The sequence below is a fragment of the Pseudomonas sp. FEN genome (assembly GCF_904067045.1).
Lineage (GTDB): Bacteria > Pseudomonadota > Gammaproteobacteria > Pseudomonadales > Pseudomonadaceae > Aquipseudomonas.
This window is the reverse complement of sequence record NZ_CAJFDC010000036.1, coordinates 297353-317073: the sequence shown is the minus strand read 5'-3', so window position 1 is coordinate 317073 and position 19721 is coordinate 297353. Positions and strand designations below refer to the sequence as shown.

Sequence of the window (19721 nt, the reverse complement as noted above, 5' to 3'; positions counted from 1 at the left end):
AGCATTTGCCGGAGCAGGCCCCAAGGCTTTGCCCGCAGGGCAACTGGCCACCATCTCAGTCCTAGTGACAAAATGGAAATGACTGATAGAACAGCGCGAAAACGGCGCGCTCGATGGCGCCCTTCCGCGCGCGCGTTATGACGGATCGGTTACCACGGGGGAGCAGGGTTTACTCAGGAATACTGGACGGCCATCTCATCCAGTTGATGGTCGAAGGTCTTCAACCGCGCGGTCCAGGTGTACACCAGCACTTCGAAGTCGCGGTTGATCACCACGCCGTCCGGCGAGTCATTACGCGGGTCGCAGACATCCAGTTGATGGCGTTCGCGGGCCATGGCCGTGGCGACATCGGACAATTCGCGAGCGTTGCTCAGCCAGTGGCGCTCGTCATGGGCTACTTCGCGGTCGAGTTTCAGGCATTGGTTTTTCAGCGTTTCGAGGCTTTTTTCCAGCGGGGTGCCGGTGAGTTCGCCCATGACTTCCTGGAAGGTCTGGCCCGGTTGCCAGTAGCTGCCCCAGAAATAGCGGTCGAAAACGGTTTCGACCCGGCGCAGGGCAACCTTGGTGTCCCAGACCAGCACCAGGGTCTTGCTCTGGGACAGCTGGCGTTTCTTCACCAGTTGCGCCTGGTAGCTGGACCAGGCCACCACGGCGATGGACATCACCGCGATCAATGCACTAGCACTGTCGAGAAAGACCAAGGCCTTGTCGATCTGGTGCGCCAGCATGACGCCATAGAAGTAGGTCGCCGAGAGCAGGACCAACGCGACCGCCACACACCAGAAACCAGGAGCATAAGGGTTTTTCATTATTAGAATCCCCACCGGGCTACGCTGACCACGATGGTTAGGATTTTCCCAACGCTCCCAACCAGCGGCGACCAGCCGATAGTAAGGAGCATAGCAACGGACTCAGGGTTTCGCGTGCTCGGCAGGTGGCGTTCGTCCGCTTTCCCAACCGCCGCCGAGGGCCAGGAACAGCTCGATCTGGCTCATCGCGACCTGGGTATTGGCCGCCGCCAGCTGGGCGCGCACATCGGTGTAGGCGCGAGTCGCTTGGAGGTCGGCGAGGAACGACGCGCGACCGGCGCTGAAGAAGCGGTGCGTCTGGCCCGCCGCCAGTTTGGCCGACTGCTCGGCATCGGCCAGGGCGTCGCGGCGGTCGAGCTGCGCGGTGTACTGGGCCAGGCTGGTCTGGGTTTCGCGAATAGCGTTGAGCACCACGCCGTCGAAGTGGGCCAGGACGCCCTGGGTGGTCGCCTCGGCTTCACGGATGCGCGCGCGGGCGCCGTTGGTCGGCACAGTCCAACTGATCGCCGGACCGAAACCCCAGCGATTGGTCGACGGCTCGCCCAGGTCCTTGAGGAAACCGACCGTCCCCACCGTGGCACCGATGCTGATGTTCGGGTACAGCTCGCCGGTAGCGACGCCGATGCTGGCGGTTGCCGCCGCCAGCCGACGTTCGGCCTGGCGGATATCCGGACGGCGCTTGAGCAACTCGGCACCGTCGCCCACCGGCAGCAACTGGACAATATGCGGCAGCGCGGCGCAATCGGCGACACCGGCCGGTAACTGCTCAAGCGGTTTGGCCAACAACATCGACAGGCGATACAAGCCGGCCTGGCGCGCCGCCTGGTAGCGCGGCAGCTCGGCGCGCAGGGATTTGAACTGGGTCTGGGAACGGGTGACCTGGGTTTCGTCGCCACGCCCGGCGTCGCGCAGCCGCTGGGTCAGTTCAGTGCTCTGGGCTTGCAGTTCGAGGGACTGTTCGGCGATCCCGCGCTCTTCGTTGGCCGCGCAGATCTGGGTGTAGGAGCGCACCACATCCGCCACCAGGGTGATACGGGCTACATCCCCCGCCGCCTGGGTCGCATCGGCATTGGCCTTCGCCGCCTCGATGCCACGCTGCAAGGTGCCCCACAGGTCGAACTGATAGGACGCGGAAATCGCGATATCGCCGACGTTGGCCACCGGGACCTTTTCCGGCAGCAGAAAGGCCTGGCCGGACTCCTGCAAACGCTGGGCCCCCGCCTTCACCCCGGCACTGAAGCCGCCAGCCGCCTCGGCCTCTTCCACCTGGGCCCGGGCCCGCGACAGACTCGCCGCCGCCACCCGCAGATCGGTGTTGGAAGCCAGCGCCTGACGGACCAGCTCATCCAGACGCGGGTCCTGGTACAGTCGCCACCAATCGCTCGGCACCGGTGCCGACACCACATTGTCGCCTTCGCCGGCAATGTGCCCTTGCAGGTCCTGGCGTTGCATCGCCGAATCCGCGGGCAGGTGGTAATCCGGCCCGACCATCGAACACGCCGAGAGCATCAGGCCCAGGCCCAGGGTCGCGACTTGTGCCAAGGTTTTCATTGCGCGGCCTCTTTTTTCGGCGCGGCCTTCTTGTCCTCGATGATCGACACCGTGGCGGTGCGTCCGGCGATCATGCGAAAGTCCGCCGGCACATCGTCGAAGGCAATACGCACCGGGATCCGCTGGGCCAGACGCACCCAACTGAACGCCGGGTTGACGTTGGGCAACAGGTTCGAGCCGCTGGTGCGATCACGGTCTTCGATACCGGCGACGATGCTTTCGACATGCCCGCGCAACCGCGCGCTATCGCCAATCACCCGAATGTCCACGCCCTGGCCGACATGGATGCCATCGAGCTTGGTTTCCTCGAAATAACCGTCGATATGGAAGGAACTGCTATCAACCACCGCCAGCACCGGGCGCCCGGCGGTGACGAACTCGCGCTCACGGGGCGCGCGGTCGTTGACATAGCCGTCCACCGGACTGCGGATTACCGAGCGGTCGAGGTTCAACTGCGCGGCATCCACCGCCACCTGGGCCTCGGCCAGGGCCAGTTCGGCCCGGGCGACCCGCGATTGACTTTCTTCCAGTTGCTCGCCGGCCACCAGGTTGCCCAGGCCACGGTTACGCTTGTTCTCGCGCTGGGCCTGGGCCAGGGTTTCCTGACGGTCGGCCATGGCCGCCCTGGCCTGGCGCAGCGCCAGTTTGAAGCGATCCTGGTCGATGCTGAACAGCACCTGGCCACGGCTCACCGGCTGGTTGTCGCGCACCTGTATCTGCTGGATCAGGCCGGACACATCCGGGGCAATCTGCACGATATCGGCACGGATATGCCCATCCCGGGTCCAGGGCGCGAACATGTAGTACATCACCAGGCGCCAGACCACCAGGCAGGCGAAGGTCACCACGAGCAAAGTCAGGACTACGCGGCCAATGGTTAAAAGAGGTTTTTTCATGTCATCAGGTATCGACTGAACGAATCCACAACGCCCAGTAACAAAGCGTAGAGACCGACGTTGAACAAGGCCCGGTGCCAGACCAGGCGGTAGAAGTGGAGGCGCGTCAACAGCCCGTGCACCACCAGGTACAGCACATACGTAATGCCCATCAGCACCAGCAGCGTGGGCAGGAACACCCCGCTGATATCCAGGTCACCGATCATAAAGGTGCTCCATCGATCCCATGGGGAAGGCTTTCCTGTTGCTCGGCGCTCGTCACGAACTCGACCCCCGGCAGCAACGCCAGGCGCAGCCCGCTCAAGGCGTGCAGCAGGTGCAGGCGGGTTTCGCCATCGTCCAGCCCCTGGGAGCTCAGGGCCCGTCGGGTGCGGTCCATGCTCATCAGCAATGCCGCGGGCGCCGGCAAGCGTTCGCGGGCCGTGAGACAGGCGCGGAAATATTCGCCGACCTCTTCCACCACCTGCTTGAGCAGCCCATTGGCCACCCCCAACACGCGCGGTGTATAGGCCAGCAGGTCGAGCAGGTTGAGCGCCACCCGCAACTCGCGCAGCGCCGCGCCGGAGTCCTGGCCGGTCATGGCCAGGCGCGGCAGGTGCTGCATCAGACGGTCGAGCATCTGCGCGCCCATATGCCGGTGTTCGGCCAGGGTAGCCGGCTCGGTCAGCGTGACAATGTCATGCCAACTGAAGCGAGTCAGGCGCTTGGCCGCGAACTCGGCGCCGAAGGGCCGGGCCACCAGGGTCCAGACAAAGGCGAACAGCAGCCCCACGGGGCCGGCCAGGTTCGAGTTGGCGAAGTTCAGGAAGTCCGCGTCGTAGGCGCCCTGGATACTGATGAAAGACGCGGTGTTGACGATGGTCAGCAAGGTGCCCAGGTAGAAACGCGGCTGCACGGTAAGGGTACCGACGCAGATAAAAGGCACGGCGAAGGCCAACACCAGCATCGGGAAATCGTGCAGGTTGGGCAGCACCACGAACAGGTAGAGGCTGGCGAAGATCACCGACAGCGCGGTCCAGAAAAAGAACCGATAGATCTGCGGTGCCGGGTCGTCCATCGCCGCGAAGAAACTGCACGCCACCGCTGCCAGGATCACCGCGCTGGCACCGTCGGTCCAGCCCAGCAGGATCCACAGCGTCGAGGCAATGATAATCGCGACGATGGTCGAAGCCACCGAATAGAACATCAGCCCACGGTCGAGAAAGGGGCTCAGCCGGCCCAGGCGCCAGTGCCGGTAAACGGCGCGCCAGGTGTCCTGGCTTTCGCACTGGATGGCGTGTTGCAGGCTGCGACAGTCCTGCCACAGGTCGATCCATTCGCCGAGGCGGTAAAGTGCGTTGGAGAACAGCAACTGGCGCCGGTCGTCCAGCTCCGCCGCCCCGGGCTGCAGGCTTTCCAGCTGGCTGCGCAAGGTTTGCCAGTGTTCGACCGAGGCGTCCTTCACGGTGCCTTGCAGCCACTCGCCAGCAGCCTCGAGCAAGGGCGCGAAACGGGCCACCAGTTCCGGCGTGCGCCGCTCCAGGGCGTACAAGGCATCGTCCAGGGCATCGACCACTGGCAACAAGTGAATCATCCGTCCACGCAATTCCTTGCTGTTGCGCACGGTCTGCGGCCGGGCACCCTCATGGGACAGCTGGCCGATCATCAATTCCAGGCTGTTGAAGGTCGCGACCATCGAGCCACGCAAGGCGCTGACTTCGTTGGCCTGCACGTTGCGCGAGATAAAGCGCAGGCTGTAGGTCGACGCGTCGCCGAACCACTTGCCGGCGGCATCAATGAATACCGGGGCCAGACGCCGGGGCCAGAACATGCTGCCGACCACCGCCGCCACGACAATGCCGAGAAAGATTTCCTCGGTCCGTGACACCGCCACATCGAACACGCCAAGGGGGTTATCCACCACCGGCAGGGCGATCATCGGCAGGGTGTAGCCGGCGAGCATCAGCGCGTAGCTGTTGGCGGTGCGCAAATGCAGCGAGAGAAACAGCAGGATACCGGTCCAGAGCGCGATCGCCACCACCAACAGAAAGGGTGTCTGCACGAACAGCGGGACGAAAAACACCGCCGCCGAGGCGCCGAGGAAGGTGCCGATCGCACGGTACAGGGCCTTGGAGCTGGTGGGGCCGACGAAGGGGCTGGACACGATGTACACGGTGGCCATGGCCCAGTATGGACGCGGCAACTCCATCAGCAGGGCGATGTACAGCGCGATCATCGACGCGGCGAAGGTACGTACACCGTAGAACCAGTCGCGGGCAGGCGGCATGCCGGTCCAGAAACCCTTCACGGATTCACCACTCCCAAGCTCTGCCCGGCCGCTTCGAAGGCGCGGATCACCCGCAGTGCCGCTTCCAGATCCGCCGTCTCGATACCCGCGAGCACTTCACTGCGCAGGCGCACCAACTGGGTTTCAATCTCGTGCATCAACTGCTCGCCGGCCTCGGTCAGGCTCAGGCATTTGGCCCGCCGGTCACTCGGGTCTTCGCTGCGCAGTACATAGCCGGAGTGGCACAACTGGTCGAGCAGACGCACCAGTGACGGACTCTCCATCCCGGCTTCCTGGGCCACGGTGACCTGGCGTACACCCGGCCCCATACGGCCGACGATCAGCAACGGCATGGCGCAGGCTTCGGAGATGCCATAGTTGACCAGCGTGGTCTGGCACACCCGGCGCCAATGGCGCGAGGCAACCACCAGACCGGCACTGATGTTCTTGTGCAACTGTTCGAGGTGCTTGGACACGGGGAGATTCGCATTGTTAGTTTGCTAACTATCAATATCTCGCATCGGCCGGGTGCTCGTCAAGTTTTGAAACAATTACTTCATTCAACCGGGTAAAGGCTCAGGGTTACAGGGACCCTGATGAGATAAAGCCTGGTTCACGGGTGCGGACAGGATTGATGATTCAGTGGGCGCAACGGAGGCAAAACGCCCAAGCCCGGGCAATACATGACCAGGCATGTCGCCGAACCCGAGAACGGCAAAAGCTGTAGAGCACAGTTGTTACTGCTCAGGTAAAACCTGCGCCGCCTGCTCTTCAATAAAATCAAAAACCGCCTCCGGCACACTATTGAAACTGCTTGCGCCGGAGCTTCGAGACCTTGCCGCCATTGTCCAGACACATCATCACCAACCGGGACAAATCGCTACCGCGCACGTCGTAGCGCTGGTTCACGGCTTTGACCACGCGGTCGTAGCGATCCAGAAACTCCGTTTACGCGTCACAGGCTTGATCATCGCTGAGCGCTTCAAGGCAAAAGCCTTTAACCCCAGCGCATCACGCAGGTAGGCATAACCGACCAATTACATTCTGGGTATCCACAGAAAAAACTGACTAACGCGATTAAAGCCCAGATTTTTTTATCTCTTCCCCAGATTTTTTTACATTTAGGGCATTTTCCACATTTTTTTACACCCCTCTCCCCTTCCTCAACAACACATCCAGCTGATCCACCACTTCCGCCCAGTCGGCATCGTCGAGAATCTCGCTCCGCAAAAAGTCCGCCTGACTCTTGCTCCAGAAAAACGCATCCGCCAGATGCAGCTCCGGCTTGAGCGGCGAATGGGTGGCGATAAAGCGATCGATGCTTTCAGGGTCGTCGGGCAGGCCCAGTTGCTTGAACAGGGATGGCAGGCTGTGGTCGGGTGATTCCATGGGGGGCTCCGGTATTCAGGACAAACGGCGGTGCCTGTGAGAGGGCTTCGCGAGCAATCGAGCGTCGACCGGCTGCTCCTGCAGGGAGGCACCGCGTGAGTAGAGGACAGTGTACGGGCCTCAGTGACAAACCTCGCACACCTCGGCATGGGGCACCAGTTTCAGGTACTGGTCCATTTGCATATGCACCAGATTGTTGTGGTTGCCTGCCTCCAGGTAGATGTCCTGCTGACGGGTCAGCAGTGGGTCGACCACCATCTTCAAGCCATAGGACTCGCCCAGCGCCGGCACGGCACCCCGTTCGCAATCCTGGAACAGATAGGCCAGGGTACTTTCCCGGGAGATCTGCCAGGTGCTGGCGCCACGGACCTTGCTCAGGTCCAGGTGCTGGCTGGCGGGTAATACCGCCATCAGGTAGTGGCCATGTTGGTCGTCAAGCACCACCGATTTGGCCATGCGTTCGGCCGGGATCCCCGCCAGGCGGGCGGTTTCCAGGCTGCTGGACGAATGCGGATGAGCGACGATGTCGAATTCGCAACGCGCCTGTTCCAGGCTGCGCTGCACGGTTTTTGCCATGCGCATGATACACCTCCGAGCCCTGTCGAATGCCCCAGGGCGATGGGTTTGCGGTCTTCCTTGTGTAAGAGTCTAGGCAGTTCGCCACGGGGCGTCGGCTTAACGTCAGTAACCGTTCCCGCTATCACCGCCTCCCGATAGTCGAGCCGGGTCTAACGCCGCGCGGGTCGGGATCGAGGCGGCGGAAGCTGTGAGCATGGGTTTATCCGGCGGGGCTCCGCCACTCGACTAGACTTTCAGGTGGGGGTAACGCACTCGCGGAGAATTCAAGTGAGCGCTCGTTGCTGGTGGGCCTGGCTGTTGTTCGGGTGGCTGATCGTCTGGCCGGTCGGGCCCCAGCTTGCCGAAGGGGCCGAGCCGGTCGTGAGCCTGCTCGTGCTGCCTATCACCGACTCCGGGTGTGCGTTGATCCTGCTGGGCATTGCCCTCATCGTCGTCGAAGCCCATCTGCCAAGCTTAGGCATGATCAGTTTCAGCGGTGTCGTCGCGGTCGTGGCCGGCCTGCTGATCCTGCTCGACCCACAGGTATTCGACGACAACACCGCACAACCGTTGAAACTCATCCTGATGTTGATCGGGCTGCTCTTGCTGGTCGGCTTGATCGTCGCGGCCCTCAAGGTCCGCCAGCGCCAGGTGGTCAGCGGCGACGCCGGACTGGAGGGCAGCCTGACCCCCATCACGGCCCTGAAAGCCGGTGATGCCTACGCCGGCTGGGTGCAGTTGCAAGGTGAAAACTGGCAGGTGCTGAGCCCGACACCGCTGCATCCTGGTCAACGGGTCCGGGTGATCGCGCGCAAGGGCCTGCTGCTGGAAGTGAAAGCCGTTGACGACCCGCCAAGGCGAGGAGATTGATCATGGTCCTGCAAATGGGTTCCGGCGCTCTGCTGGTGTTATTGCTGCTGATGCTGGCGGCATCGACCTTCCGTATCCTGCGCGAATACGAGCGTGGCGTGGTGTTCCAGCTCGGACGCTTCTGGCAGGTCAAGGGACCGGGGCTGATCATCTTGATTCCGCTGGTGCAGCAAATGGTCCGGGTCGACCTGCGCACCGTGGTCCACGATGTACCGCCGCAGGACGTGATTACCCGCGACAACGTCTCGGTAAAGGTCAATGCCGTGCTGTATTTCCGCGTGCTCGACCCGCAGAAGGCGATTATCCAGGTGGAGGATTTTCTCGCCGCCACCAGCCAGCTGGCCCAAACGACCTTGCGTGCGGTGCTGGGCAAACACGAGCTGGATGAACTGCTGGCCGAACGGGAAAGGCTCAACGCCGATGTCCAGCAGGTGCTGGACGCCCAGACCGATGCCTGGGGGATCAAGGTCGCCAACGTCGAGATCAAGCACGTCGACCTCAACGAGTCGATGATCCGCGCCATCGCCAAGCAGGCCGAGGCCGAACGTGAACGGCGGGCCAAGGTGATTCACGCCGAAGGTGAATTGCAGGCTTCCGAGAAACTGATGCAGGCCGCCGAGATGCTCGGGCGCCAACCGGGGGCCATGCAGCTGCGTTATATGCAGACGCTGTCGTCGATTGCCGGGGACAAGAGTTCAACCATCGTCTTTCCGCTGCCGATCGAGTTGTTGAAGGGCATGGCGGATCTGTCAGCGAAAGACAAGAGCTGACGCCCGAGGACTGCCGATCAAGAAATTCAGAAGCTGGCGCGGTCTTGTGGCGAGCGGGCTTGCCCGCGCTGGGGCGCGAAGCGGCCCCAAAATCAGCAACCTCATTGTGTCAGGCAGAACGCAGTCACAGGTTTTAGGGGTGCTTCGCACCCCAGCGCGGGCAAGCCCGCTCACCACAAATTTCGGCCCGGCTTGAGACTCCGCGTCAACGTTGACGGCCGTTGCGCGCCAGCGGGCGTCGGCCGGCCGCGCCTGGTGGATTGTGTTCCGCGCGCAAAACTTCCAGTGCCTGATAAGGCCCCTCGGCCCAGAACGCCACCCGCTCCTTGAGCCGTTCCGACGCCTCCTGGTGCTTGCCCTGGCTATCCGGCACAAACACTTGGTCCGGCTGCTTGGCGTGCTGCCGGGCGACAGCAAACACCTGGTCGCGCTGCCGGTCGTCGAGCCCGAAGAACTCACCCAGGTGTCCCGCCAACGCCCCCGGTAGTTCGTTGTAGTTGACCGCTAAACCACCAAAAGCCATGCAGTGTTCCCATCCCTGCTGAAGAATCCGCCCGAGGCGCGCGGCAATATAGTCTTCCCGCGAGTCATCCTGCCCAGGTGTATCCAGCGAACTGTTGCCGATCATCCCCGGCGCCATATGCAAGCCGGCCCGACGCACATGGGACACGGCGATTTCCAGCGGATCGCGGTACAGGAACAGCCAGGGCGTTTCGGGAAAGCATTCACGCAGCAACGGCAGCTCGCCGATATTCCAGGCATCCAGTTTGATCACCAGGGCCTGTTCGGTACCGCCCCGGCGCTGGCCGTAGGCCGCCAGCAGGCCACGCAGGGCCGCACGCCGCGTCTGCGGATCGAGCTCGCTCCGGAGCAGGCGGTCCAGGGGCGGCGGCTCGCTGAGTACGATGTGGTTGTCCAACTGCGCCAGCATCTGGCCGATCAGCGTCGAACCGCACCGCGAGGCGTGATAGATAAAGGCGCTCGGCGCCACTGCCGGCAATTGCCATTCACTGAGCACCGCCAACGGCGTCTCACGCCGAAAAGCCTGGTTGAACGGCAGTTGCAGCGCCTCATCCACCGAGTTGCCAAAGAACGGCAGATCCAGCCGGCGCTCGCCGAACCAGCACCAATCGACACGCCAATGCGCGCCCTCGCGCCAGACGCGGATCGGCAACCAGTCCTTCAGGCCGTCCATGGCTGATTCCAATGACGACGGCCCCGGGCCATGGCCGCGCGCAAGTCCTCACGGGTGAAGTGCAGGTCATGGGTGGCGGCCCGCTCCAGGGTTCGGGCAATAAAAGCTTCGCTGTCAGTTAGCGCCTGCAGCTCCCGGCACAGTTGCGGGTCACGCTCCAGCCATTGGCGAAACTGTTCGAGCGCCATGGCCGCCCGGCCGATGCCGGGCGTCGGGGTACTCGGCAGGCCCGCGACGATCTGCTGCTCCAACCAGGTACTCGGACGACAATCGAGCACCAGATGGACCCGCTCGTCATCGCCCCAGTTATCGACACTGTGCGGTCGCGCCAGATCGAGATACCAGCACTCGCCGGCCTTCATGGGGATGCATTGCCCGTCGAGGATGAACTCCACATCGGGCGGGCTGAGCAGAGGAATATGCAGACGCCGGTCGGCGTCCGGAGGCGCGAGGTCGTAATCGCGGTGTTCATGAATCCGTCCACCCGGCCCCAGCCGCAACAGGCGCGCCGAACGGATTTCCAGGGGCAGGCCCTGCAAGCCATAGGACCAGCGCGGGTCTTCCAGCCAGGATTTGCGCGCAACGGCCTCACCCCTGCCCGGCGCCAGCTCGCCCAGGGCATCGCTGGCGGAGATCAGCGCCACCCCGCTCCACTCGCCCGCGAAGTAATCGCGATTGAAATGCGCCACCCAGGCGCTATCGCGCAACTGCGCCAGGGCCTGCCGCAACAGTGGCAAATCCACCGCGACAGGCAGGCGGGAAAACGCCGGCCGGTTCAGCGGCCGGCTCCGTCCACGCGCACCCCATCGAGCACCCGCTCGATACAGGCCACGCGCTGGCTACGGCGGGTTGACCGCACAGGCAAGTCGGTCATTTTGCCTGGGCAGGGCTCACGGGTTCATCGATCCTGCCCGCGGCCCACTCGGACTCACGCGTGGCCAAGGCCCCGGCAATCGACTGGATCTTGGTCGAGGACACTTCCGGCGGCAGCGGATCCAGCCCGGCACTGGCAAAGATCTGCCCGTAGGCGTTGCGCAGGTCGGCATAGGCCAGGTCGCGGCGCAGGTCGGCCTGCAAGGTGTTGAGCTCGCCCTGGATCAGGTCCAGCTCGCCCAGTCCCGCCGCCTTGTAGCGGTTGCGCAACTGACCAACGATCTGTCCGTCGATACTCGACAGTTGCTGGCTGGTCTTGAACTGACGCAGCGCTTCACGGTAGTTGGCATTGGCCACGTAGAGCTGGGCCAGCACCGCGATGGACATCGCCTGACGACGTGCCGTGGCGACTTCTTCGCCGGCCTTGGCGACGTCGATGGCCGCCGGGGCGGAGATCACGTTGAACAGGTTCCAGGTGACCTTGACGCCGTAGTCGGCCCACTTGTCGTTGACCAGGAAGGAGTTGCTGTCGTAATGACCGCCGGCGGAGAACTCCAGGCCCGGCAGCAGGCGCAACATGGCCTTGCGGGTTTCGTTGGCGCTGATACGGGTCTGGTAGTCCTGCTCGCGCAGTTCCGGACGGCTGGCCAGGGCTTCCTGTTCCAGCTTGGTCATGTCGACCTTTAGCTCTGGAATCTCGTAGTTGTCCGGGGTCGCCAGGGTCAACTCGGTGCCCATGGGCAGGTTGATCAGGGTCGCCAGTTCGGTCTTGGCCAGGGTCAATGCCTTGCGTTGCTCCTCCAACTGGCGCGTGGCTTCGATCAGCGCGCGCTGGTAGCCCAGGGCCTGGATCGGATCGCCGATACGCTGGTCGCTCATTTTCTGGCTGTTGCCCTGGGCCTGCTCGACCCGCGCCATCAGGCTGTCGATCTGCTTGAGCAGGCGCTCGGCGGCCACGGCGCGCCAGTAGGCCGAACGCACATCCTGGACGATGGTGTTGACCACCTTGCGCCGTCGCTCCTGGACGATCAGTCGTTGGTCGCCCTGCTGCTTGGCGTTGATATAGCTCACGCCGAAGTCGAGCACGTTCCAGACCATGGTCAGATCGGCGACACGACGATCGCGGTCCTGGGAGGTAGACGGCTCCAGGGACTGGGTACCGGTACGAATACTCTGGCTGCTGGAAGCGCTGACGTTGTTACGCCCGGCGTATCCGGCGTCCAACGCCATGCGTGGCAGCATGTCGAAGCTGGCGAGGTCGAGCTGGCGCTTGGCCAGGGCCTCTTCCATGATCTTGAGCCGGCCTTCGAGGTTGTACTTCACCGCGCGAGCCATGGCTTGATGCAGGGTCAGCGGGCCGCTCAACGGCTCCTGATCCTTGAACATGTTCTGCAAATCGCTTTTGGCGCGTTGTTCGCTGACGCTACGATCGATCGGCTGGCTGGTGACGGCACAACCGCTGACTACCAGCGCCAACAAGCTGACGCTGAACAACTTATGACTTCTTCTCATCCCTAGCACCGCCCCTGACTACCACACTCTTTTTTATAGGCGCCGACATCCGTCGGCGCAGATCCCCAATATTGTTCAGGCCGACATTTCACTGAGGCCGACCTGCTCCAAAGCCCAGGCTAGTTCATGTACCTGTTTCTGCTCGGTATCTTTGATTTTCTGCAACTGCTGCCCCAGGGTTGGCGCGCCGAACGCGCCGCGCGCGCCCTGGGCCGGATCACCGAGACTCCTGCCGTTTCGGTCGAAGGCCTGGCCGGTCGAAGTGTCGCTATTGCTCGACTCGTGGTTGAAGATGGTCGACAAGGTACTGTTGCCAAACACCCCGCCATCGCCACCGCCAAAACCGAGGAAGCCACTGGCATTACCGTTGCCAGCGCCATCGGTGCTGAACACTTGGGCGATATAGCTCGGGGCCAGGGCGTTGTGATTGATGAAGATATTACCCACCGGCGGCAGGCCATCACCCGAGGTGCGCTGTTCGAACAACGGCGGAAAGCCCAGTGGCGCGCCGAGGCTGCCGGTTGGCACGATACTGATCTGCGGCAGTAACGGCTGGTTCGGCGCATCCGGTCGCGACACTGGCACCTCGACCCGGAACTGCGGATCGCCCCCCAACGCCACCGTGTTGACCGCAAAATTGTTGGAGTTGGCGAAGCCGGTGCCGGCGTTGCCGGCCAGGTCGCTGACCAGGCTGTTGTCCAGGGTGATGAAGTTGCTCGGATCGGTGATATTCGCCGTCGGCGTCAGGGTCGCGGTCCAGGTCTTGCCGCCATCGGCGCTGGCCAGGTTGGACAGGGTAGCGTTGGCCACGCTCAGCTCCGACAGGTCGAAGTGGCTGACTTTCTCGCTGAAGGTGAAGGTCACGACGGAGGTCTGGCCGGCGGTCAGGTTCGGGTTGGCGACGCTGATGGTCGCCGTCGGCCGATCGGCATCGAGCGCGTAGTTGTTGGAAATCGCGATGCCCGCTCCGGCATTGCCGGCGGTATCGTTGACCAGGCTGGTATCCAGCACGATCAGGTTGGTCGCGTCGGTGATGGCGGCCGTCGGGGTCAGCGTCGCGGTCCAGGTTTTGCCGCCGTCGGCGCTGGCCAGGTTGGACAGGGTGCCATTGGGAACACTGAGCTCGGACAGGTTGAAGCCGGTCACCACTTCGCTGAAGGCGATGGTCACCGTGGTGGTCTGGCCAATACCCAGGTTGTTGTTCGCCACGGAGATGGTCGCGGTCGGCCGCTGGGTATCGATGCTGTAGGTGTTGGAGTCGGTGCTGCCGCTGCCGGCGTTGCCCGCCGCATCCTGTACGCCGCTGTTGTCCAGGGCGATCAGGTTGCTGCTGTTGGTGATATTGCTGGTCGGAGTGAAGGTCGCCGTCCAGGTGATACCGCCGTCGCTGCTGCTCACCGCGCTCAAGGTGCCGTTGGCAACCGTCAGGTCGGCGTTGCTGAAGCCACTCACCGCCTCACTGAAGGTAATGGTCACCAGTGAGGTCTGACCGACTTTCAGCGCGCTGTCGGCAACCACGACAGTCGCCGTCGGACGCTGGGTATCGATGGCGTAGACGTTGGAGTCGGTGGTGCCCGTCCCGGCGTTGCCGGCCAGGTCCGTATAGCCCGTATTGTTCAGACTGATCACGTTGCCGGTGTGGGTGATATTGCTGGTAGGGGTAAAAGTCCCCGTCCAGGTGATACCGCCATCGCTGCTGCTGACGGCACTGAGCGTGCCGTTGGCAACGCTCAGGTCGCTGTTGTCGAAACCGCTCACCGCCTCGCTGAAGGTAATGGTCACCAAGGCGGTCTGCCCCACATTCAGGGCCGAGTGGTCGATCACCACGCTGGCCGTCGGCGCCAAGGTATCGACGCTATAAGCATTGGACAGGGTGCTCCCCGCGCCAGCGTTGCCGGCGATATCGCTGACCCCGGTGTTGTTCAGGGTAATGAGGTCGCCGGCATGGGTCGTGGCGGCATTGGGCGTCAGGGTCGCGGTCCAGGTAATTCCGCCGTCGCTGGAACTGACATTGCTCAGCGTGCCGTCGCTGACCGTCAGGTCGGCATTGCTGAAGCCGCTCACCGCTTCGCTGAAGGTGATGGTCACCAGCGAGGTTTCGCCGATCTTCAGCGCGTTGTCCGTCACCACGATGTTCGCCGTCGGCCGCTGGGTGTCGATGCTGTAGTTGTTCGAGTCGGTGATGCCGCTGCCGGCATTACCCGAGCCATTCTGCACGCCACTGTTGTCCAGGGCGATCAGGTTGCTGCTATCGGTGATATTGCTGGTCGGGGTGAAAGTCGCCATCCAGGTGATGCCACCGTCGCTGCTGCTGACGGCGGTCAATGTGCCGTTGCTGATCGTCAGGTCGGCGTTGCTGAAGCCACTCACCGCTTCGCTGAAGGTGATAGTCACCAGCGAGGTATCGCCGATCTTCAGCGCGTTGTCCGCCACCACGATGGTTGCGGTCGGCCGCACCGTATTGATGGTGAAGTTACCCGAGTTGGTGATACCGGTACCGGCGTTACTGGCCAAATCCGTATAGCCAGCGTTGTTCAGGCTGATCAGGTTGGTGGTGTCTTGAACGTTGCTGGTTGGGGTGAAGGTTGCCGTCCAGGTCACGCCACCGTCGCTGCTGCTCACCGCGCTCAAGGTGCCGTTGGGCACGCTCAGGTCGCTGTTGTCGAAACCGGTCACCGCCTCGCTGAAGGTGAAGGTCACCAGCGAGGTCTGCCCGGCCGCCAGGGTCGGGTTGGCGACCACGATGGTCGCCGTCGGGCGCACGCTGTCGATGTTATAGCCGTTCGAGCTGCTGGTGCCAGAGCCGGCGTTGCCGGCACCATCGACCACGCCAGTGTTGTCCAGAACGATGTGATTGTTGTTCTGGGTGATACCCGCCACCGGTGTCAAGGTCGCGGTATAGGTGATGTTATCGCTGGTGCTCAGGCCGCTCAGGGTGCCGTTGTCGGTGGTCAGGTCGGCCAGGCTGACGCCAGTCACCGCCTCGCTGAAGGTGATGGTCACCAGGGACGTGCCGCCGATGCCCAGGTGGTCGTTCGACACCACCACGGTGGCGGTCGGGCGCTGGGTGTCGATGGCGTAGTTGTTGGAAACGCTGCTGCCGCTGCCGACATTGCCCGAAACGGCCGCCTGGACGCCGGTGTTGTCCAGGGTGATCTGGTTGCTGGCGTCGGCGATGCCCGCCGCCGGGGTGAACGTGGCGGTCCAGGTGATGCCGCCATCGCTGCTGTGCACCGCGCTCAGGGTGCCGCTGCTGATCGACAGGTCGGCATTGGTGAAACCGCTGACGGCCTCGTTGAAGGTGATGGTCACCAGGGAGGTGTCGCCGATCTTCATCGCCGGGTTCGCCATCACGATGGTCGCCGTGGGGAGCACGGTGTCGATGGTGAAGTTCGCCGAGTTGGTGGTGCCCGCGCCGGCGTTGCCGGCGAGGTCGGCGATACCCGTATTGGCCAGGGTGATGGCGTTGGTCGCGCTGCTGGTATTGCCGTCAGGGTGGAAGGTCGCGGTCCAGGTGATACCGCCGTCACTGGTGCTCAGTCCGCTCAGGGTACCGTGGCTCGCGCTCAGGTCGGCCAGGGTGAAGCCGGTCACCGCTTCGCTGAAGGTAATGGTCACCAGCGAGGTTGCGCCAGCGGTGAGCGTCGGATCGGCGACCACGATGGTCGCGGTCGGGCGCAGGGTGTCGATGGCGTAGTTGTTGGAGTCGGTGGTGCCGGTGCCGATGTTGCCGCTGGTGTCGCTATAGGCGGTATTGTCCAGGGTGATGACGTTGGTGGTGTTGGTGATGCTCGCATTCGGGGTGAAGGTCGCGATCCAGGTCACGCCACCGTCGCTGCTGCTCACCGCGCTCAGGGTGCCGTTGGACACCGTCAGGTCGGCATTGGTGAAACCGACCACGGCTTCCGAGAAGGTAATGGTCACCTGCGAGGTCTGGCCAATATTCAGGGAGTTGTTCGCAACCACTATGGTCGCGGTCGGACGCACGCCGTCGATGGCCACGTTGTTCGACGTGGTGCTGCCGCTGCCGGCGTTGCCCGCCATGTCCTGGACCCCGGTGTTGTCCAGGGTGATGTGGTTGCTCGCGCTGACGATAGCCGCCGTCGGGGTGAAGGTCGCGGTCCAGGTGACGCCGCCGTCGCTGCTCTGCACCGCGCTCAGGGTGCCATTGCTAACCGTGAGATCCGCGTTGGTAAAGCCGGTCACGGCTTCGCTGAAGGTGATGGTCACCAGCGAGGTCTGGCCGATCCCCAGGTTGGTGTTGGCGAACACGACGGTGGCGTTCGGCCGCTGGGTGTCGACAGCGTAGGTGTTGGAGTTGGTGGTGCCACTGCCGGCATTGCCTGCCGTATCGCTGACCCCCGTGTTGTCCAGGGTGATGACATCGCCGGTTTGGGTCACGCTGGCGGTCGGCGTCAGGGTCGCGGTCCAGGTGATGCCGCCGTCGCTACTGCCCAAGCCGCTCAGGGTGCCACCACCAACCGTCAGGTCGGCGGCGGTGAAGCCGGTCACCGCCTCGCTGAAGGTAATGGTCACCAGCGACGTACCGCCGATATTCAGTGCATTGTTGGCCACCACGATGCTCGCGGTCGGCCGCACGGTATCGACCGCATAGGTATTGGAGGTGGTCGTGCCGGTACCGGCGTTGGTCGCGGTATCGGTATAGAGGCTGTTGTCCAGGGTGATGACGTTGCCGCTGCTGTTGTTGCTGGCGCTCGGCGTCAGGGTCGCGGTCCAGTGGATATTGTCGCTGGTGGTCAGGTTGCTCAGGGTGCCGTTGGAGGCCGTCATGTCGGCCAGGCTGAAACCGCTCACCGCTTCGCTGAAGGTAATATTCACCGTCGAGTTGACCGTGGTGCTCAGCGTAGGCGCGACTACTGAGACGGTCGCGGTCGGACGCACGGTATCGATGGCATAGTTGTTGGACGAGGTGGTGCCGGTTCCCGCCGTGCCCGTCGATGTGGCGGTGACGCCAGTATTGTCGAGGACGATGTTGTTGGTGGCGCTGGTGACACTCGAGTTCGGTGTAAAGGTCGCGGTGTAGGTGATGTTGTCGCTGGTATTCAGGGTGCCCAGGGTACCGTTGCTAATCGTCAGGTCGGCGCTGGTAAAGCCAGTCACTGCCTGGTTGAAGGTAATGGTCACCAGCGAAGTGCTGCCGATATGCTGCGAGGTGTTGCTGACCACGATGGTTGCGGTCGGCGCCGGTGCATAGGCGGTGTTCGCCGTTCCGCCGATATCGTTGAACAGGCCGTTGACTGCTATTGGTTTGTTGCCTGCCGAGGCGTTGGTGGCCAAGCCACCGTTACCACTGGCACCGGTGTTGGCCGAACCGCCCAGGGCCGCGAAGTTGGCCGCCGTGATCAATACCGTGCCTTTATTCCAGATGGCACCGACACCCAGGCCACCGTCACCGCCATTGAAACTAGTGCTGCTGCCGTTCGCCGAACCGCCGCCGCCACCGCCGCCGGCACCGATGTTACCGGTAATCGAGCTGGTGCCGACGATGGTCAGGGTGGCGCCGCTGGCGTTGTAGATACCGCCAGCCGCTCCGCCGCCCTTGCCACCGGCACCATCCCAACCGGAACCACCCCCACCACCGCCGATCGACAAGGCGCCAGAAACCGCCGTGCCACCATCGGAGCCGTTGGTATAACCCCCGACACCGGTCGAGCCGGCGCCACCACTGCTCGAACCGCCGTGACCGCCCATGGTATAGGCGCCCCCCCCGGTCCCCCCCTGGTTGGTTGTGCCTACAGTACCGGTGTACAGGCCGGCCCCGGAGTTGCCGCCATTCCCGCCAATGCCCCCACCCACCGCGCCGCCACCGCCGCCGCCGCCGCTGGCATTGGCACCGCTCGCACCGCCACCACCGCCGCCGCCTGAGGCCGCGTTCGCCGTCACGCTGACATTATTCAGGGTCAGGTCACCGAAGTTACTTATCCCCGCCCCCAACAAATTGGCCGCAGTGGCACCACTGTTATTGCTGCCACCATTGCTGCCATTGCCGCCGTTGCCAGCCGCCAGGCCCTTGGTAATGATCAGGCCGTCCAGGGTCGCGGTGACCCCGGAGTTGATCCTGATCACCTGGGTCTTGTACTGCCCGCTGAGGGTTACATCGGCAACGCCGTCGTGGTTCAGGTCGCCTTCGACGGTAAGGTTCTTGCTGATGATCAGTTGCGAATTCAGGTTGACCGTCATGCTCGTGTTGAAAGTGACGATATCGCCCGCCACCGCGCTGCTCAGGGCCGAGCGTAGTGAACCGGCGCCGATGTCGGCGTTGCTGGTCACGGTAATGGTCGACAGGCCGTACTGGTAGGCGGCCATGGCGTCGGCCGAGAGCACGTTGTGGCTTTCGATGGTGCCGGTGGAGATTTCCAGGGTCCAGTCGCCGCCCAGACCGGTGCGGTTGGTCGACGCCGCGATATCGCGCCCGGTGTATTGCGCCAGGGAGTCGACAAAGCCGATACCCTTGTCGCCCGCGGCAGTGTTGCAAGCGTAGAGCAGGATATCGCCGCCGACATTCATGTCATTGCCGATACGCGCCAGCACATCGGCCCGCGCCGCGACGTTATCGGACGAAAGATAGGTGCTGCCCAGCCACAGGTCGCCGGAGTTGCCGTGGGCGACGATCTCCACGGTGCTCACGCCCTGGTGGGTGTCCAGGTAATCGGCGATCTGTTGCAGGCCGTCCTTGCCGGCCTGCAGCACCACCACCTGGGTGCCGGGGGCGACGCCCTTGAGCAGCGCACTGAAGTCCTGGACCCGCGAGTCGACGAAGACCACCGACTGGCCGGGTACGGCCGCCGGCGCCGGGGTCGGCGTGGCATCGGATTGTGGGTGGGCCTCGGCGGGCGCGGTCGCATGATCGGTGGCCGGTGCCTTCGCCGCATCGGTGGTCGCGTGGCTGGCCGGCTGCGCGGCCTCGGCCACGGTGGCGGCCACGGCGCCGTCGAACAGCATGCGCGGTTCGAGCGGAATAATCATGGGTGAAACCAGGGTTCTCACGCCTTCAGACCGCGATTTCTGTTT

14 protein-coding genes and 1 pseudogene are annotated in these 19721 nt (G+C 63.5%); 2 read left to right on the top strand and 13 right to left on the bottom strand.

The features are described from left to right. Window positions 1-173: 173 nt before the first annotated feature. The 9 genes and pseudogenes from PFEN_RS25085 to PFEN_RS25045 form a co-directional block, all read right to left on the bottom strand. Window positions 174-809 (bottom strand): NADH:ubiquinone oxidoreductase subunit N, encoded by a 636-nt coding sequence (locus tag PFEN_RS25085; protein WP_191489312.1) that lies wholly within the window; start codon window positions 807-809, stop codon window positions 174-176. Window positions 810-911: 102 nt separating this feature from the next. Next, window positions 912-2360, bottom strand: coding sequence for an efflux transporter outer membrane subunit (locus PFEN_RS25080; protein ID WP_191489311.1), 1449 nt, complete (start codon window positions 2358-2360; stop codon window positions 912-914). Next, on the bottom strand, window positions 2357-3256 hold the full coding sequence (locus PFEN_RS25075; protein WP_191489310.1) for an HlyD family secretion protein: 900 nt from the start codon (window positions 3254-3256) through the stop codon (window positions 2357-2359). Before PFEN_RS25075 ends, PFEN_RS25080 begins: the two co-directional genes overlap by 4 nt. Continuing rightward, the gene (locus tag PFEN_RS25070) at window positions 3253-3462 is read right to left on the bottom strand and encodes a DUF1656 domain-containing protein (RefSeq protein ID WP_191489309.1); all 210 of its coding nucleotides are present in this window, start codon (window positions 3460-3462) and stop codon (window positions 3253-3255) included. Before PFEN_RS25070 ends, PFEN_RS25075 begins: the two co-directional genes overlap by 4 nt. Then, window positions 3459-5543, bottom strand: a complete 2085-nt coding sequence (locus tag PFEN_RS25065) for an FUSC family protein (RefSeq protein WP_191489308.1) — start codon at window positions 5541-5543, stop codon at window positions 3459-3461. The genes PFEN_RS25070 and PFEN_RS25065 overlap by 4 nt, the downstream gene beginning before the upstream one ends. Then, entirely contained in the window at window positions 5540-5998 is a 459-nt protein-coding gene (locus tag PFEN_RS25060) for a MarR family winged helix-turn-helix transcriptional regulator (protein WP_191489307.1), read from the bottom strand. Before PFEN_RS25060 ends, PFEN_RS25065 begins: the two co-directional genes overlap by 4 nt. Window positions 5999-6259: 261 nt before the next feature. Continuing rightward, window positions 6260-6470, bottom strand: a pseudogene (locus PFEN_RS30885) (cell filamentation protein Fic); the annotation flags it as partial. Between the two features lie 195 nt (window positions 6471-6665). Next, complete coding sequence (locus tag PFEN_RS25050; RefSeq protein ID WP_191489305.1) at window positions 6666-6911, bottom strand: DUF2789 domain-containing protein; 246 nt, start codon at window positions 6909-6911, stop codon at window positions 6666-6668. Window positions 6912-7031: 120 nt separating this feature from the next. Beyond that, on the bottom strand, window positions 7032-7493 hold the full coding sequence (locus PFEN_RS25045; protein WP_191489304.1) for an aminoacyl-tRNA deacylase: 462 nt from the start codon (window positions 7491-7493) through the stop codon (window positions 7032-7034). Window positions 7494-7757: 264 nt separating this feature from the next. Here PFEN_RS25045 and PFEN_RS25040 point away from each other — a divergent pair, with 264 nt between their 5' ends. After that, window positions 7758-8339, top strand: coding sequence for an NfeD family protein (locus PFEN_RS25040; protein WP_224771070.1), 582 nt, complete (start codon window positions 7758-7760; stop codon window positions 8337-8339). A gap of 2 nt (window positions 8340-8341) precedes the next feature. Then, on the top strand, window positions 8342-9109 hold the full coding sequence (locus tag PFEN_RS25035) for a slipin family protein (protein WP_191489303.1): 768 nt from the start codon (window positions 8342-8344) through the stop codon (window positions 9107-9109). Window positions 9110-9314: 205 nt separating this feature from the next. On the opposite strand, the gene PFEN_RS25030 is transcribed toward PFEN_RS25035, so the two are convergent. The 4 genes from PFEN_RS25030 to PFEN_RS25015 form a co-directional block, all read right to left on the bottom strand. Next, window positions 9315-10304, bottom strand: coding sequence for a sulfotransferase family protein (locus PFEN_RS25030; RefSeq protein ID WP_224771069.1), 990 nt, complete (start codon window positions 10302-10304; stop codon window positions 9315-9317). Next, window positions 10292-11083 (bottom strand): aspartyl/asparaginyl beta-hydroxylase domain-containing protein, encoded by a 792-nt coding sequence (locus PFEN_RS25025; protein WP_191490250.1) that lies wholly within the window; start codon window positions 11081-11083, stop codon window positions 10292-10294. The genes PFEN_RS25030 and PFEN_RS25025 overlap by 13 nt, the downstream gene beginning before the upstream one ends. Before the next feature lie 91 nt (window positions 11084-11174). Then, the gene (locus tag PFEN_RS25020; protein WP_191489302.1) at window positions 11175-12689 is read right to left on the bottom strand and encodes a TolC family protein; all 1515 of its coding nucleotides are present in this window, start codon (window positions 12687-12689) and stop codon (window positions 11175-11177) included. Between the two features lie 75 nt (window positions 12690-12764). Then, window positions 12765-19676 carry an Ig-like domain-containing protein gene (locus PFEN_RS25015; protein WP_191489301.1) on the bottom strand — a complete coding sequence of 2304 codons (6912 nt, stop codon included), beginning with the start codon at window positions 19674-19676 and terminating at the stop codon, window positions 12765-12767. Window positions 19677-19721 lie beyond the last annotated feature (45 nt).

Excerpts from the sequence above, each read along its gene's own strand:
- PFEN_RS25085 (WP_191489312.1), bottom strand. The coding sequence starts at position 809 with ATGAAAAACCCTTATGCTCCTGGTTTCTGGTGTGTGGCGGTCGCGTTG.
- PFEN_RS25080 (WP_191489311.1), bottom strand. The coding sequence starts at position 2,360 with ATGAAAACCTTGGCACAAGTCGCGACCCTGGGCCTGGGCCTGATGCTC.
- PFEN_RS25075 (WP_191489310.1), bottom strand. The coding sequence starts at position 3,256 with ATGAAAAAACCTCTTTTAACCATTGGCCGCGTAGTCCTGACTTTGCTC.
- PFEN_RS25070 (WP_191489309.1), bottom strand. The coding sequence starts at position 3,462 with ATGATCGGTGACCTGGATATCAGCGGGGTGTTCCTGCCCACGCTGCTG.
- PFEN_RS25050 (WP_191489305.1), bottom strand. The coding sequence starts at position 6,911 with ATGGAATCACCCGACCACAGCCTGCCATCCCTGTTCAAGCAACTGGGC.
- PFEN_RS25045 (WP_191489304.1), bottom strand. The coding sequence starts at position 7,493 with ATGCGCATGGCAAAAACCGTGCAGCGCAGCCTGGAACAGGCGCGTTGC.
- PFEN_RS25035 (WP_191489303.1), top strand. The coding sequence starts at position 8,342 with ATGGTCCTGCAAATGGGTTCCGGCGCTCTGCTGGTGTTATTGCTGCTG.
- PFEN_RS25030 (WP_224771069.1), bottom strand. The coding sequence starts at position 10,304 with ATGGACGGCCTGAAGGACTGGTTGCCGATCCGCGTCTGGCGCGAGGGC.
- PFEN_RS25020 (WP_191489302.1), bottom strand. The coding sequence starts at position 12,689 with ATGAGAAGAAGTCATAAGTTGTTCAGCGTCAGCTTGTTGGCGCTGGTA.
- PFEN_RS25015 (WP_191489301.1), bottom strand. The coding sequence starts at position 19,676 with ATGATTATTCCGCTCGAACCGCGCATGCTGTTCGACGGCGCCGTGGCC.